This is a genomic window from Fuscovulum ytuae (assembly GCF_029953595.1).
Taxonomy (GTDB): Bacteria; Pseudomonadota; Alphaproteobacteria; order Rhodobacterales; family Rhodobacteraceae; genus Paragemmobacter; species Paragemmobacter ytuae.
The window spans coordinates 633,595-646,387 of the sequence record NZ_CP124535.1; the positions used below are offsets into that span (position 1 = coordinate 633,595).

General features: G+C 63.8%; 14 protein-coding genes, 1 tRNA gene and 1 pseudogene. 10 read left to right on the top strand and 6 right to left on the bottom strand.

Annotated elements, in window-relative coordinates:
* Positions 1–8 precede the first annotated feature (8 nt).
* Complete coding sequence (locus tag QF092_RS03105; protein WP_281467541.1) at positions 9–947, top strand: FliM/FliN family flagellar motor switch protein; 939 nt, start codon at positions 9–11, stop codon at positions 945–947.
* Positions 948–1,009: 62 nt separating this feature from the next.
* Here the strand turns inward: QF092_RS03105 and QF092_RS03110 are convergent, their stop codons facing one another.
* The 3 genes and pseudogenes from QF092_RS03110 to QF092_RS03120 all read right to left on the bottom strand — a co-directional run.
* Positions 1,010–1,435 carry a protein tyrosine phosphatase family protein gene (locus tag QF092_RS03110; protein ID WP_281467542.1) on the bottom strand — a complete coding sequence of 142 codons (426 nt, stop codon included), beginning with the start codon at positions 1,433–1,435 and terminating at the stop codon, positions 1,010–1,012.
* Positions 1,436–1,464: 29 nt separating this feature from the next.
* On the bottom strand, positions 1,465–1,902 hold the full coding sequence (locus QF092_RS03115) for a DUF6691 family protein (protein ID WP_281467545.1): 438 nt from the start codon (positions 1,900–1,902) through the stop codon (positions 1,465–1,467).
* A gap of 3 nt (positions 1,903–1,905) precedes the next feature.
* Positions 1,906–2,343: pseudogene (locus QF092_RS03120) on the bottom strand (YeeE/YedE family protein); the annotation flags it as partial.
* A gap of 206 nt (positions 2,344–2,549) precedes the next feature.
* On the opposite strand from QF092_RS03120, the gene QF092_RS03125 reads away from it, so the two are divergent.
* From QF092_RS03125 to QF092_RS03135, 3 genes are all read left to right on the top strand, one after another.
* Positions 2,550–2,867 (top strand): TraR/DksA family transcriptional regulator, encoded by a 318-nt coding sequence (locus QF092_RS03125; RefSeq protein WP_281467547.1) that lies wholly within the window; start codon positions 2,550–2,552, stop codon positions 2,865–2,867.
* Positions 2,868–2,878: 11 nt separating this feature from the next.
* Complete coding sequence (locus tag QF092_RS03130; protein ID WP_281467549.1) at positions 2,879–3,124, top strand: hypothetical protein; 246 nt, start codon at positions 2,879–2,881, stop codon at positions 3,122–3,124.
* Between the two features lie 87 nt (positions 3,125–3,211).
* Positions 3,212–5,002: an enoyl-CoA hydratase-related protein gene (locus tag QF092_RS03135; RefSeq protein ID WP_281467551.1), complete on the top strand. Its 1,791-nt coding sequence runs from the start codon at positions 3,212–3,214 to the stop codon at positions 5,000–5,002.
* A 3-nt stretch (positions 5,003–5,005) separates the two neighbouring features.
* Here the strand turns inward: QF092_RS03135 and QF092_RS03140 are convergent, their stop codons facing one another.
* A complete protein-coding gene (locus QF092_RS03140) occupies positions 5,006–5,224 on the bottom strand; it encodes a hypothetical protein (protein WP_281467553.1) in 219 nt (72 codons plus the stop codon).
* A gap of 143 nt (positions 5,225–5,367) precedes the next feature.
* Here QF092_RS03140 and QF092_RS03145 point away from each other — a divergent pair, with 143 nt between their 5' ends.
* Complete coding sequence (locus QF092_RS03145) at positions 5,368–5,622, top strand: GapR family DNA-binding domain-containing protein (RefSeq protein ID WP_281467555.1); 255 nt, start codon at positions 5,368–5,370, stop codon at positions 5,620–5,622.
* A 15-nt stretch (positions 5,623–5,637) separates the two neighbouring features.
* On the opposite strand, the gene QF092_RS03150 is transcribed toward QF092_RS03145, so the two are convergent.
* Positions 5,638–6,513 carry a hypothetical protein gene (locus QF092_RS03150; protein ID WP_281467557.1) on the bottom strand — a complete coding sequence of 292 codons (876 nt, stop codon included), beginning with the start codon at positions 6,511–6,513 and terminating at the stop codon, positions 5,638–5,640.
* Positions 6,514–6,604: 91 nt separating this feature from the next.
* Here QF092_RS03150 and QF092_RS03155 point away from each other — a divergent pair, with 91 nt between their 5' ends.
* The 3 genes from QF092_RS03155 (at position 6,605) to QF092_RS03165 (ending at position 9,441) form a co-directional block, all read left to right on the top strand.
* On the top strand, positions 6,605–8,257 hold the full coding sequence (locus QF092_RS03155) for an ABC transporter permease (protein ID WP_281469738.1): 1,653 nt from the start codon (positions 6,605–6,607) through the stop codon (positions 8,255–8,257).
* Positions 8,258–8,302: 45 nt separating this feature from the next.
* Positions 8,303–8,378: transfer RNA gene (locus tag QF092_RS03160), tRNA-Thr, on the top strand.
* A gap of 130 nt (positions 8,379–8,508) precedes the next feature.
* Entirely contained in the window at positions 8,509–9,441 is a 933-nt protein-coding gene (locus tag QF092_RS03165; protein ID WP_281467559.1) for a DMT family transporter, read from the top strand.
* A gap of 15 nt (positions 9,442–9,456) precedes the next feature.
* Here the strand turns inward: QF092_RS03165 and QF092_RS03170 are convergent, their stop codons facing one another.
* On the bottom strand, positions 9,457–10,689 hold the full coding sequence (locus QF092_RS03170) for an aminopeptidase P family protein (protein ID WP_281467561.1): 1,233 nt from the start codon (positions 10,687–10,689) through the stop codon (positions 9,457–9,459).
* A gap of 121 nt (positions 10,690–10,810) precedes the next feature.
* Between QF092_RS03170 and QF092_RS03175 the strand changes: the two genes are divergently transcribed.
* Positions 10,811–11,713, top strand: coding sequence for a LysR substrate-binding domain-containing protein (locus QF092_RS03175; protein WP_281467563.1), 903 nt, complete (start codon positions 10,811–10,813; stop codon positions 11,711–11,713).
* The gene (locus QF092_RS03180; RefSeq protein WP_281467565.1) at positions 11,691–12,755 is read left to right on the top strand and encodes a GlxA family transcriptional regulator; all 1,065 of its coding nucleotides are present in this window, start codon (positions 11,691–11,693) and stop codon (positions 12,753–12,755) included. The genes QF092_RS03175 and QF092_RS03180 overlap by 23 nt, the downstream gene beginning before the upstream one ends.
* Positions 12,756–12,793: the final 38 nt, after the last annotated feature.

The window sequence follows — 12,793 nt, forward strand, 5'->3', positions numbered from 1 at the left end:
GGCGGGGCATGAGGCAGGATGCAGGCATGTCATTGGTGCGGTTAAAACGCGGGGCTGAAGGCGCGCCGGATCAGGCGGCGATAGAACGGGTCGTGGCCCTTTCGCTGGGGCGGGCGGGGCAGGATGAACTGGGCGCGCCGCTTCGGATGGCGGGGCTGCGCCAGCATCGGCGTGTGCTGGCCGAGATTGTGGAAACCCTACCGGAACCGTCGCTGATCTTTGTCTTGGATGACAAGGCGGGCGAGGGGCTTGCCGCCGCAGTGATCGATGCGGCCCTGATGGCGGGGATGGTTGAGGCACTCACCACCGGGACTGTGACGGCGGGCGAGGCGATGGCAAGGCGCGCAACGCGAACGGATGCGGCGCTGCTTGCCCCCGTGATCGATCATGCGCTTTCAGCGCTGGAGGTGGCGGCGACGGAGGCGCGGCTCGCGGCGCTGGCGCGGGGGTTCCGCTTTGCCTCAGTGGCGGATGGCGGGCGGGCGCTGTCGCTTTTGCTGGAGGAAGGTGTTTATCGCCTGCTTGAGGTGACAGTCGATCTGGCCGCAGGCGCGCGGCAAGGGCAGATCTGGCTCGCGCTGCCCGAACAGCGCCCCTCGGCGATCCCGCAGGTTGCCGATAGCGCCAGCCTGCGCTTTCGGGCAGAGCTTCAGGCGCAGGTTGAAGGGGCTCAGGTGCGGCTGGACGCGGTGCTGCACCGGCTGACCTTGCCCTTGGGGCAGGTCATGGCCTTGCAGGTGGGGCAGGCTATTGCCCTGCCGCGGGCCGATGTTGGGCGGATTGCGGTCGAAGGGTTGGATGGTCGGCATGTGGCCACGGCACGGCTGGGCCGGCATGGCAGTCTGCGCGCCTTGCGACTTATGGGCGATGCAGGGGAGGCGGCGCCCTCTCGCGCCATGGACGAAGACACTATGCCCCTCGGCGCGCGGGCGGGGCCCTTGTTCTAGCGGCGGCAAATGCGTCTGCGGGGGGCAACAAGAGCGCACGGGGGCCGAACACCCCCGGTCCCTTAGCGGCGAGAAAGGCTTTCAAGCGTGGGACGGAGATGTTCCAGATTGTAACCGAAACGGGCCGGAATGCCGATCAGGTCATCTGCCGACATCTCGGCCGCGTGGGCCAGCGCCCAGACGACCGAGGATCGATTGCCCGACGCGCAATAGGCAAAGACCGGGCCCGCGCTTGTCTCAATGGCCGCGCGCTGTGCCGTGACATTGTCCATCGTCAGCGCGCCGCCGATCACCGGGTTGGCCACGAAAGTCAGACCCAGCGCTTCGGCCGCCTGCCGCATCGCATCGGTATGAAGATCGGGCGGGATTTCCCCATCCGGGCGGTTGTCGATGATCGTGACATAACCGGCGGCCTTGATCGCGGGAAGATCGCTGGGGTCGATCTGGGGCGATACGGCATAGTCCGGGGTCAGGGCGCGGATGTCCATCTGCCTCTCCTTCGCGTGGGTGGGGCGGGTCAAGCCGCCTGCGTGATCCGGTCGATGCGCGCCTTTGCGGCGGGCGCCGCGACCATACCCACGACCATGGCAAGAAGGAAGAGGAGACCGCCCCAACCGCCCCATCCCAATGACGCCAGTGCCGGACCCGGGCAAAGCCCCGCAAGTCCCCAGCCCGCGCCAAAGAGGCTTGACCCCAGAACAAGCTTGGCATCCACGGTGCTGTCTTGTGGCAGCGGCATGGCGGTCCCCAGCATTGCCACCCGACGCCGTGCTGCGATGCGCCATGCGATGGTCATGGGGATGATCGCGCCACCCATCACGAAGGCCAGCGTCGGGTCCCAGTTGCCAAAGACATCCAGCCAGCCATGCACCTTTGTGGTGTCGGTCATCCCCGAAATTAGCAGGCCAAGGCCGAAGATCGCCCCCGAAAGGGCCGCGAAAAGGTTGCGCTGCATGGCTTAGATCCACCCCAGAACATGGCGCGCCAGAACCATCACGATCCCGCCCACCAGAATATAGAACACGGTTGCCACGATCCCGCGCAGCGACAAACGCGAGATGCCGCAGACCCCATGGCCTGACGTGCAGCCATTGGCCATGCGCGTGCCAAGGCCCACCAAAAGCCCTGCGGCGATGATCACCACCGGGTTGGTTGTCAGATGCGTTTCGGCCCCGCCGAAGATCAGAACGGCCAATCCGGGCGCGCCGATCAGACCGACCAGAAAGGCCACTCTTTCGCCCCACGCATTGCGACCCGACCCATCGACCAGCCCGCCGATGATGCCCGAGGCCCCCATGACACGCCCGTTCACCAATAGATAAAGCGCTGCCGCGCCCCCGATCATGAGGCCGCCGAGGAGGCCCCACAGCCATTCCGTCTCGATCATGTTTTTCCCTGTCTGCCGCGCCTTGGCGGCGTCTTGTCACGGTCCGTCGCGGCCCCTTCCGCGGCGGTCGTCGAGGATATGGGCGGGTGAAAAGGTATTACAAGTCTTGAATACATTGTTTGCGCTTCGGTGAACGCTTCTTGATCAAGGTCAAGGTCGGTGCCTGCGGGACGCGCAACAGTTGCATGACGGACGGATGACAGGGAGGCCCCAAAATGACATCGCTTGCCACCAGAAAGACCCAGCTTGAGGCACGGCTTGCCGACCTGCGCGGGCGCTTGGCCGGAATTGAGGCGGAGCTTGATTCGCATCACTCGGCGGATTGGGAGGAGTTGGCTACCGAACGCGAGGGCGATGAGGTGCTGGAAGGTATGGGCGTGAGTGGCCAGCAAGAGATCCGCCGCATCGAAGCCGCCCTGCAACGCCTTGCAGAAGACGAGTACGGAACTTGCGTAAGATGCGGAGCAAAGATCAGCGAAGAGCGGCTGGATGCGCTGCCCTACACGCCCTTTTGCCGCAACTGCGCCAGTTAGGGGGAATACGGATGGACCATGACAAGGACGGACAAGGCGCTGACTTGGCGCGGATGGCTGGTTGGATGGGGGGAGCGCTTGAGGCGGCTGCAGCCGGGCAGGCGCTGACCCTTGCGCTTTTGCGGGCCGAGATGGAGGCCATTGCCCAATTGATGCCGGGCGTGCCCGCCGATCCCATCCCCGATGCCGAAGAAGAGGCCACTCGCCGGGCTGATGAAGCGCGGATTGAGGAAGATCACGATAACCTTCCGGTCTGAGGCGCCGCACCCACCGCCGCGGCGGCATTGCCTTTCTTCCACGACACGCGCTTTAATAGTGGGGCTTGGGATAGAGGTGCGGAAGGCATGGATGGGGCGATGGCCGAGGGTGGCACGGTTCGGGTGACGCGCATAGGTGCGCTGGTCGAGATCGTGCTGTCCCATCCACCCGTCAACGCCCTTGGGGCCACAATGCGGGTCGACCTTGCTGCCGCAGTCGATCAAGCCGAGGCAGGTGGGGCTGAAGCCGTGCTGATCCGGGGGGATGGGCCGATCTTTTCGGCGGGTGCCGATATCGGCGAGATGGGGTCGAACCCTGTGGCCCTGCCTTTGGGGCATATCTGCGACCGGATCGAGGGGCTTTCGCTGCCCGTCGTGGTTCTGCTTTCGGGGCCTGCAATCGGTGGCGGGCTGGAGCTTGCGCTGGCCGCGCATCTGAGGCTTGCGGTCGAAGGGGCGCATGTTTCGCTGCCAGAGGTGCATTTGGGCCTTTTGCCGGGGGCCGGGGGGACACAGCGCCTGCCACGCCTTGTAGGGGCGGAGGTGGCGCTTGATCTGATGTTGACGGGGCGGGTTTTGCCTGCGGCAGAGGCCTTGGCGATCGGGGTGATCGACCGGGTGATCCCTGCAGGGGTGGATGCGGTGGCCGAGGCGCGGGCCGCGGCGCTCACGCTGGCGCAAAGCGGGACGTGGCGGCGGACGGGCGATTTGCGCGACGGCTTTCGGGATGTGACGGGTTATCGCGCTGCGCTGGACGCGGCGCGGCAGGCGCGGCGCGGAGGACGGCTTCCGGCGCCCGGAAGGATCGTGGATTGCGTGGAGGCGGCGCTCCTTCTGCCGTTGGAGCAGGGGTTGGCTTTTGAATCGGCGGCCTTTGGCGATCTGGCGGCGTCGGTGGAATCGGTGGGCCTGCGCCATGCCTTTCGGGCAGAACGCGCAGCGCGCCGCGTGCCGGCGGCATTTGGGCGGATTGAGGCGAAGCCGCCTGTGCGTTTGTCAATTTGGGGGGCGGGGGGCATGGCCCCCATGGTCGCACGGCGGGCATTGGAAGCGGGGTTTGCGGTGATGCTGGCCGATCCTGACCGTGATGTGCTGGTCGCGGCATTAGAGACGGTGGCCGCTGCACAAGAGGCTGCCGTTCAGGCCGGTGGTTTGACGCCAGAGGCACGGGATGCTGATTGGGCGCGGCTTTTGCCGGCAATCGGCCCCGCACGTTTGGGTGAGGCCGAGTTGGTGCTGACGACCCGCAGCGATCTGGTGCTGTCTGCGCCGCGCGCTGTGCTGGCCTTGGGTGTTCCCTCGCCTGCCGGTGCCATGGCCCTCTCCTTGGTGGATCAGGCGCAGCCTTTGGCCGAATTGGTGCTGGATGGCGTTGCCCCGCAGCGTGCAGCATTGGCTTTGGCCTTTGCGCGCAAGATGGGCTGGACCCTTGTCACAACGGGGCCGGGCGGGCCGATTGCGGCGGCGCTGGCCACGGCGCTGGCCGAGGCGGTGTCGCATATGGAAGCGCGCAAGGTGCCGCGAGCCGTGATCGCGCAGGCGCTGGCCTTGGCAGGGATCGCGGGCGAGGGGCGAGAGGGAACCCCAAGCCGGGTGGAAGAGGTCATCGCGCGGCGCTGCCTTGGGGCCTTGGCCAATGCCGGGGCGCGGTTGATCGAGGCGGGGGTGGCGCGCGATGCGGCGGTGGTGGATTGGGTCGCCATCGCTGCAGGCATTGTTGCACGCTGGACGGGCGGGCCGATGCATCAGGCCGATCGGCGCGGCCTTTTGGTTCTTCGCCGCGATCTGAAGGTCTGGGCAGCCGAGGCGCCTGCGCTTTATTCCCCCGCGCCGCTTTTGGATCGGTTGATCGGCGAAGGGCGAGGGTTTGGTGCATAGGTCTTAGCCGCCAAGGATGACGCCGAAGATCACGGCCATCAGCCCCAGCGCGGAAATCGCCAGGGCGCCAAGGTTCAGCGCGATCACGCGTTGCAGTCTTGCCTTCACTTCGGTCTCTGGCAGGGCAGCGCGTTTGGCCTGAACGCCCAAGACGACGCACCACAAAAGCCCTGCCACGCCCAAAAGCGTCAGCGCCGCACCGCCCCAGATCATGTAGTCCATTGCTGCCTCCGCAGGCTTCATCCGCGCCGGGGGTGGTAACGCGGCCCGACCGTGCTGGCAAGGTGGCAAGGGGTGGCTTGAACCCGGCGGGCCAGGCGGGTTAGGGAAGGTCTTCCGTTTTTCCGTAAAACAACGAGGGCAGGATGAGCGACCCGACCGATGCCTATAACGTCACCGCCGACGAGCTGCGCCAATTCATCGAGCGCTATGAGCAGCTGGAATCCGAAAAGAAGGACGTGGTCGAACAGCAAAAAGAGCTGATGGCCGAAGCCAAGGGTCGCGGATACGACACCAAGGTGATGCGCAAGGTGATCGCCCTGCGAAAGCGCAAGCCCGATGAGATCGCCGAGGAAGAGGCGGTGCTTGAGATGTATAAGCAAGCCCTTGGGATGCAGTAAGCCGCAAGTCGGGGGTCAGGCCGACAGGAAGGTGACCCCCGGCGTTGCACGGATGCGGGCGATATCGTCGCGGTAATTCGCCGTGAGCGTGGCGACCATGTCGTCATCCCAGCCGGGCAAATCCAGTTCCATATCCACCTGATCGGGCAGGGCGAATTTATCAAGGAAGGCCGACACGATCCGGCGCCGCTGCATCACGGAGGAGGGCGGGTTGGATTTCAGATAGGCACGCATCCTGTCCAGCCCTTCGGAGGACATGATTTCGGTCAGAAGGTCGTCGCTGTCTGTCAGCACGGTGCCCGGCGCATGGCCGGAGACGGCATCCAGAACTTCGGGCCAGATCAGGGGCGTGTCTTCATCGCACCAGATGGTGAGATTGGCGTCCGGGTTCAGGGTGCGGACCTCTTCGATCAGGCGGAACCAGCTGAGCGTGCGGGGTTCCGCGCCGCCCATGACATCGTCATAGCTTTTGCCCGGAAGGCGGCTGAGGAGCGCGGGCAGGAAAGACGCAAGGTTGCGGATGGCGAGGTGAAACTCACCCTCGATTTCCGGAAAAATCTGGGTGAAGGCGCGGATGCGTTCGGCCGCCGCAGGATAAAGCCTGTCCGACCGGATCACCCATTGCGGATAGCTGAGGAAGTTTTCCCATGACAGGATCAGACGGTCGGCGCGTTCTTCGTCCATGATCTGGTCAAGGACGACGGCCTGCGTGTCGCGGCTGGCGGCGCGGCCCTTCAGCGTGACGGCGGTATCCCGCAGGAGCGTGCGATAGCGGGTTGGCGCAGGCACGACGATCCCTTGCGCCCCAAGGGTGTCCCGGTTCTTCCACAGACAGCGGACAAGTCTTTCATCATCCGTGCAATGGGCACCGAGGTGGTAAACGATACGCATGGTGACTGTACTGCTCTCTACCGTCTTTTCACGCCGACTATACGGGCTTTTCTGGACAGGGAAACCGCTTTCCGTTATCTGCTGCCGCATGATGACCGAGCAAAACAGTCGGATTCCTCTGCGCTTGCCTCGGCTGGATGGCTGGTCGCTGGGCGCTGTGGTGATTGCGGGTATCGTTCTGGCGCCGATGCTGTCGGTTCTTTGGATCGCGTTGCATCCGACCGAGAACATCTGGCCACATCTGCTGTCTACCGTGCTGCCGCGCTATTTCGGCACGACATTGTATCTGATGCTGGGCGTCGGGATCGTGACAGCGGTTGTGGGCACGGGGGCGGCATGGCTGGTGGTGATGTATCGTTTTCCGGGGTCGCGCTGGCTGGACCATGCGCTGCTGTTTCCTTTGGCGATTCCGGCCTATGTCGGCGCCTATGCGCTTGTCGATTTCCTGCAATATGCGGGGCCTGTGCAGGGGGCGATGCGCGCCGCGATGGGTTGGGAGACCGCGCGGGATTACTGGTTCCCTGAGGTGCGATCGGCGGAGATGGCCATCCTTGTGCTGTCCTTTGCGCTATACCCTTACGTCTATCTTCTGGCCCGTGCCGCATTCCGCGAAATGTCGGGTTGCGGATACGAGGTGGCGCGCGCCTTGGGGGCGGGGCCTTGGGGTCTGTTCTTCCGCGTGGGCCTGCCCTTGGCGCGGCCTGCCATCGCGACAGGCGTGGCGCTGGCCTTGATGGAGACGGTCGCCGATTACGGAACGGTGAATTATTTCGGCATCCAGACCCTGACGACGGGCGTCTTTTCCACGTGGCTCAACGGCAATAATGCGGGCGGGGCGGCGCAGATCGCGGGTGTGATCCTGATGTTGATCTTCCTGCTGGTCGCGTTAGAGCGGACGGGGCGGCGCAACGCGCGGTTCTATCGGATGGGGCGCGCGCAGCGCCCGGTGGAGCGGGCGATCCTGTCTGGCACGCGCGGTTGGATGGCCTTTGCGCTTTGCCTTTTGCCCTTTGCCTTGGGCTTTCTGCTGCCGGTGGCGGTGATGTTGGATCATTCGCTGGACAATCCCGATGTTTGGGTTGCGCCGGGGTTGTTCAAGGCGCTTGGGAACACGCTTTTGGTGGGTGGCCTTGCGGCGGTGCTGACGGTGGGGGCGGCGCTCTTTCTGGTCTATGCCGTGCGGATGGCGGGACGGGGGGTGGCGCGGGTCGTGCTGCCCCTGACAACGCTGGGTTATGCGGCGCCGGGGGCAGTGCTTGCGGTGGGGCTTCTGGTGCCGTTAGCGGCTTTGGATAACCGGGTCGCGGATGGGGTGCTGGCGCTGACGGGCTGGGATCCGGGGCTGATCATGACGGGGACAGCGGGTGCCATAATCCTGGCCTATGGCGTGCGGTTTTTCGGGATCGCGCAGGGCGCGGTGGATGCGGCCTTCGGGCGCGTCTCGCCCAATCTGCCGATGGCGGCGCGGTCTTTGGGACGCAGCGCAGGCGGCACCTTGGGAGCGGTTTACCTGCCCTTGATGCGCGGGTCGGTGGCAACCGCGCTTTTGGTCGTCTTCGTGGATTGCGTGAAGGAATTGCCTGCGACGTTGCTGCTGCGGCCCTTCAATTTCAATACGCTGGCTACCCGGGTCTACGAGTTGGCAAGTCTTGAGCGGCTGGGCGAAGCCGCCCCGGCCGCGCTGGTTGTGATGGCCGTAGGCCTTGCCGCCGTGGCGGCGCTGGCCCGCGCAAACCGCGCCTGACCGCGCCTTGCAAGGGGACGGGAAAGCGGTTATCTGAACCATCGTGCCTCTATAGCTCAGCTGGTAGAGCACCTGATTTGTAATCAGGGGGTCGGGGGTTCGAGCCCCTCTGGGGGCACCATTATCGCCAAGGGGCGGTTTTCCCGCAGAAAGGGACAGCGACGAACAGGTCGCACGTGGTCGATTTCGCCCTTGCATTTGGCGTGGGGGCAAGGTGCTGTCGGCGCGGATTTGCAAAGAGTGCGAAAGACATGGGGACCACCTTCATTGCCTCGGCCATCGTATTGGTGACTGGCATTTTCTGGGGTCTTTATTGGCTGCCTGTCCGCGCGATTGCCGATCTTGGGCTTGACGGGGCGTGGGGGACGGGGGCGATCACGCTTGCGGCGGCGCTGGTGCTGTTGCCGTCACTTTGGCGGCATGGCGCTGCTATCCGGCAGGCCGATCGAGTGGGCGTGTTGGCGCTGGCGCTGGGAGGGGCGGCATTCGCGCTTTATTCCATCGGCTTCCTTTATGGGCGCGTGGCCTTGATTGTCCTTTTGTGGTTCTTCAGCCCGGTCTGGAGCGTGCTGATCGCCCGTTTCCTGCTGGGCTGGCAGGTGCCGCGCTTGCGGATTGCGGCCATTGCGGCGGGCCTTTTGGGTCTGTTCATCATGCTGGGGGGCGAGGATGGGGTGCCGCTGCCCGGCAGTCTGGGCGAATGGATGGCCTTCGTCGGTGGTCTGATCTGGGCCTTTGCCACGGCAGGAATGCGGCTGCGATCAACGCTGCCGCCCGCGCCTGCGGCCTTTTTGTTCGCCATCGGGGCTGCGGTGACCTCGGTCCTGTTCGCGCCCTTTCTTGAACCTTTTCCCCTTATTGCCGAGGGCGACCGCTTTGCCGTTGCAGTTCAGGTGATGCTGACCGGGGCATTGTGGTGGGGCTTGTCCATCGCTGCGCTGATGTGGGCTGCGCTTCGGCTGGACCCAGCGCGGGTTGGCATCCTTCTGATGACAGAAGTGATTTTTGGTGCCGTTACGGCCGCGCTTTTTGCGGGGGAAACCCTGTCGCGGAGCGAGGTGATCGGGGGCGCGCTGGTGATACTTTGCGGCCTTTTGGAAGTCTGGCCCGTGAAGGAGGTTCAAAGAACCGATCCACGTCACGGCGACGGGGCGGGGCCGCCGGATGCAGCGGCCCCGCCTTGATCCGTATGGCGGTCCTTACGCGCCGCGCTTGCCAACGATCAGGTGATCCGGTCCGTAGGGGAAGCCCGTGATGTTGCGGTTGCCCTTGTTGTTGTCATCGGTAATGACGAGGATGTCATGCTCCCGATACCCGCCCGCGCCGGGCAAGTGGTTCGGGATGGTGATCATCGGTTCCATCGAAACGACCATGCCCGGCTCGAGGACGGTGTCGCAATCCTCGCGCAGTTCTAGCCCGGCTTCGCGGCCGTAATAGTGGCAGAGCACGCCGAAGCTGTGGCCGTAGCCGAAGGAGCGGTACTGCAGAAGACTCGCCTCTGCATACATTGCGTTAAGCTCTTTGGCGACATCGCTGCACTTGTTGCCCGGCACCAGCAGCTCCTTGCCGCGATCATGGATCTTGCAGTTGAATTCCCACAGGCGGATGTGTTCGTCGGTCGCGGTTTCTGCGAAAAGCGTGCGTTCCAGCGCCACATAATAGCCCGCGACCATCGGGAAGCAGTTGAGCGACAGGATGTCGCCGCGTTCGATCTTGCGGCTGGTGACGGGGTTATGGGCGCCGTCGGTGTTGATGCCAGACTGGAACCAGGTCCAGGTGTCCATCAGTTCGCCCTCAGGCCAGATGCGGGCAATTTCACGCACCATGGTGGCGGTGGAATGCAGCGCCACCTCATGTTCAGGCACGCCCACTTGGGTGGCTTCGACGCAGGCGGCACCGCCGATATCGGCGATACGCGTCATCTTTTCGATATGGGCGATTTCTTCGGCCGATTTGATCATCCGCAGGCGCATGGCCGGGGCGGCGATATCGACGAATTCCATCTGCGGGAATTCGGACTTCAGCAGGTTTAACGTGTCGATGGTGATGTGATCGTATTCGATCCCCAGCCGCTTTACCCCTGCCGTCAGTTGGCGAATGGCGTGGAAGTAGTTGTCCTTCTGCCAGTCGGTATAGGTGACGTTGCGCCCGCCAAAGGTACGCCGCCACGGCTGGCCCCCGTCGATCCCCGCCGAGATGGAGGTGGAAATCGTGTGATCCACCAGCAGACCATAGCGCCGTCCGAATTGGCAGAACAGGAAGTCAGAATAGTAGTTGATGTTGTGATAGGACGTGAAGAGCGCTGCATCGATGCCATTGTCGGCCATCACCTTGCGGATCGCGTCCAGACGACGCTGCATTTCGGCATCCGAGAAGGTGGGGGCAGGGCGGTCGCCATTGCCCACGTAGTTTTGCAGTCTTTCGCGTTCCATTTCCGGCCTCCGTCGGGTGATGCTTTTGCGGCGAACAGTTCGCCTTCGTTGGGGCGATTGTCAAAAGAGGCTTTCTCATGCGATGGATGAGAAAATCTCATTTGTCCTTGGGGCGCGCGTCATGCAGATTCCACTAAACGCCTTGCGGGCCTTGGATGCAGTGGTGAAAACAGGGTCTTTCAAGGCAGCGGCGGATTTACTTTTCGTCACGCAGTCGGCGGTCAGCCACCAGATAAGGCATCTGGAGGAATGGTTGGGCGGGCCGCTTTTTGATCGCGACGGGGGGCGGCCACGCCTTTTGCCACATGGGGCGGAACTGGCGCGGGCGGTGGGGCTGTCTTTGGCCGAGATGGAGGCCGCCTGTGGGCGTGCCAAAGCGGGGATGAAGGCGGGGCCGTTGGTCATCGCGGCCATCCCATCGGTGGCGGTGTGCTGGTTGATCCCGCGCCTGTCCGATTTTCGGACGGCGCACCCGGAGGTGGAGATAAGGGTGGTCTATGCCATGCATGGAAGGGACATCGATTTCCGCGATGTCCATCTGGCCTTCGTCTTTGCGAAGGGGCGGCCCGATCTTGCCGAAGGGGAAGCTGAGCCATTCCTGCCGGGGGCGAGTGTGCCCGTGTGCAGCCCCGCGATCTTGCAAGGCGGGCGAATGCCGGAGCGTGCGTCGGAATACCTGTCGCTTGGTCTTTTGCATGATACCGATCATTCGGGTTGGGCTGCTTGGTTTCGGCGGATGGGGGTGCCCTTGCCGATGCAGCCCGCCGCCCCGGTTTTTGAAGATTTCAACCTATTGCGCGCCGCCACCTTGGCGGGGCAGGGCGTGGCACTTTGCCCCTTAGCGATGATCCGCGATGATCTGGCCGCGGGGCGGCTTGTGCAGCTTTCGGCGCTTTCGGTGCTGGAAGATCATGGCTATCACCTCGTGGCAGGGCCGGGAGCTAAGGCAATGCAGGCGCGGGCGGCGCAGGCCTTTCGCGATTGGGCGTTTGCCGCGCGGGATGCGGGCCAGCAAAGCGGATGACAGCGGGATGGAGCGGGGCATGACGGCAAATTTCGTTCCCAAAGGTGTGGCCCATGTGCCGGTGCCCAAGGTCACTGAACCGGTGCAGATGACCTTTGTGCTTTTGCCGAACTTCTCTCTCATCGCTTTTTCCTCGGCCATCGAACCGTTGCGGATTGCCAACCAGCTGGCGGGCCAGATGTTGTTTGAATGGGAGGTTCTGTCGGAAACAGGGGCGGCGGTGGGCTGTTCAAATGGCGTCAAGTTGCAGGTCGATGGCCCCTTGGGCGACACGAAGTCAAAGGCGATGGTCTTTGTCTGCGCGGGGGTGGAGCCTGAGAAATCCGCCAGCCGCAAGGTGGCCGATTGGCTGCGCCAGCAATGGCGGATGGGCCGCACGGTCGGCGGGCTTTGCACCGGGGCCTATGCCTTGGCCAAAGCGGGCATTTTGGAAGGCCGCAGCTTTACCTTGCACTGGGAGAACCTACCCCCCTTTGTGGAAACCTTTGGCCATCTGCGTCCCTTAGAGCAGCTGTATTGTATTGACGGGCGCATCCTGACCAGTGCCGGGGGGGCGGCGGCAACGGATTTGTTCATCGAGATCGTAGCCAAGAATTATGGTGATCGACTGGCAGATGCCGTCTTGAAGATGTGTCTGCACGGTCAGCAGCGACCTGCCGATCTGCGGCAACGTATGTCGCTGTCCTCGACCCTTGGCATACGCAACCCCGTGCTGGTGGAGGTGATCCGTAAATTCGAGGAAAACCTAGAACAGGGCGTAGATATCGAGGCCGTGGCAACCACGATGGGCGTGTCGCGCCGTCAGGTGGAGCGACTGTTTCAGCGCTATGTCGGGATGTCGCCAAAGCAATACCTGAACGGGTTGCGATTGGAACGTGCCCGCGCCTTGTTGACCGAGACAGATCTTCCCGTGGCCGAAGTGGCATATGGCTGCGGGTTCAACGCGACGAATACCTTTACCAAGGCGTTTCGCCAACGCTACGGGGTATCGCCTCGGCGGTTGTCAAACCGGCAGGGCGGGGCATCGAAGGTATCGAATTAGGCAGGCGCGCTTTGCGTTTCAGCGTGGCTTTTGGCCGG

Excerpts from the sequence above, each read along its gene's own strand:
- QF092_RS03105 (WP_281467541.1), top strand. The coding sequence starts at position 9 with ATGAGGCAGGATGCAGGCATGTCATTGGTGCGGTTAAAACGCGGGGCT.
- QF092_RS03110 (WP_281467542.1), bottom strand. The coding sequence starts at position 1,435 with ATGGACATCCGCGCCCTGACCCCGGACTATGCCGTATCGCCCCAGATC.
- QF092_RS03115 (WP_281467545.1), bottom strand. The coding sequence starts at position 1,902 with ATGCAGCGCAACCTTTTCGCGGCCCTTTCGGGGGCGATCTTCGGCCTT.
- QF092_RS03125 (WP_281467547.1), top strand. The coding sequence starts at position 2,550 with ATGACATCGCTTGCCACCAGAAAGACCCAGCTTGAGGCACGGCTTGCC.
- QF092_RS03130 (WP_281467549.1), top strand. The coding sequence starts at position 2,879 with ATGGACCATGACAAGGACGGACAAGGCGCTGACTTGGCGCGGATGGCT.
- QF092_RS03135 (WP_281467551.1), top strand. The coding sequence starts at position 3,212 with ATGGATGGGGCGATGGCCGAGGGTGGCACGGTTCGGGTGACGCGCATA.
- QF092_RS03140 (WP_281467553.1), bottom strand. The coding sequence starts at position 5,224 with ATGGACTACATGATCTGGGGCGGTGCGGCGCTGACGCTTTTGGGCGTG.
- QF092_RS03145 (WP_281467555.1), top strand. The coding sequence starts at position 5,368 with ATGAGCGACCCGACCGATGCCTATAACGTCACCGCCGACGAGCTGCGC.
- QF092_RS03150 (WP_281467557.1), bottom strand. The coding sequence starts at position 6,513 with ATGCGTATCGTTTACCACCTCGGTGCCCATTGCACGGATGATGAAAGA.
- QF092_RS03155 (WP_281469738.1), top strand. The coding sequence starts at position 6,605 with ATGACCGAGCAAAACAGTCGGATTCCTCTGCGCTTGCCTCGGCTGGAT.
- QF092_RS03165 (WP_281467559.1), top strand. The coding sequence starts at position 8,509 with ATGGGGACCACCTTCATTGCCTCGGCCATCGTATTGGTGACTGGCATT.
- QF092_RS03170 (WP_281467561.1), bottom strand. The coding sequence starts at position 10,689 with ATGGAACGCGAAAGACTGCAAAACTACGTGGGCAATGGCGACCGCCCT.
- QF092_RS03175 (WP_281467563.1), top strand. The coding sequence starts at position 10,811 with ATGCAGATTCCACTAAACGCCTTGCGGGCCTTGGATGCAGTGGTGAAA.
- QF092_RS03180 (WP_281467565.1), top strand. The coding sequence starts at position 11,691 with ATGCGGGCCAGCAAAGCGGATGACAGCGGGATGGAGCGGGGCATGACG.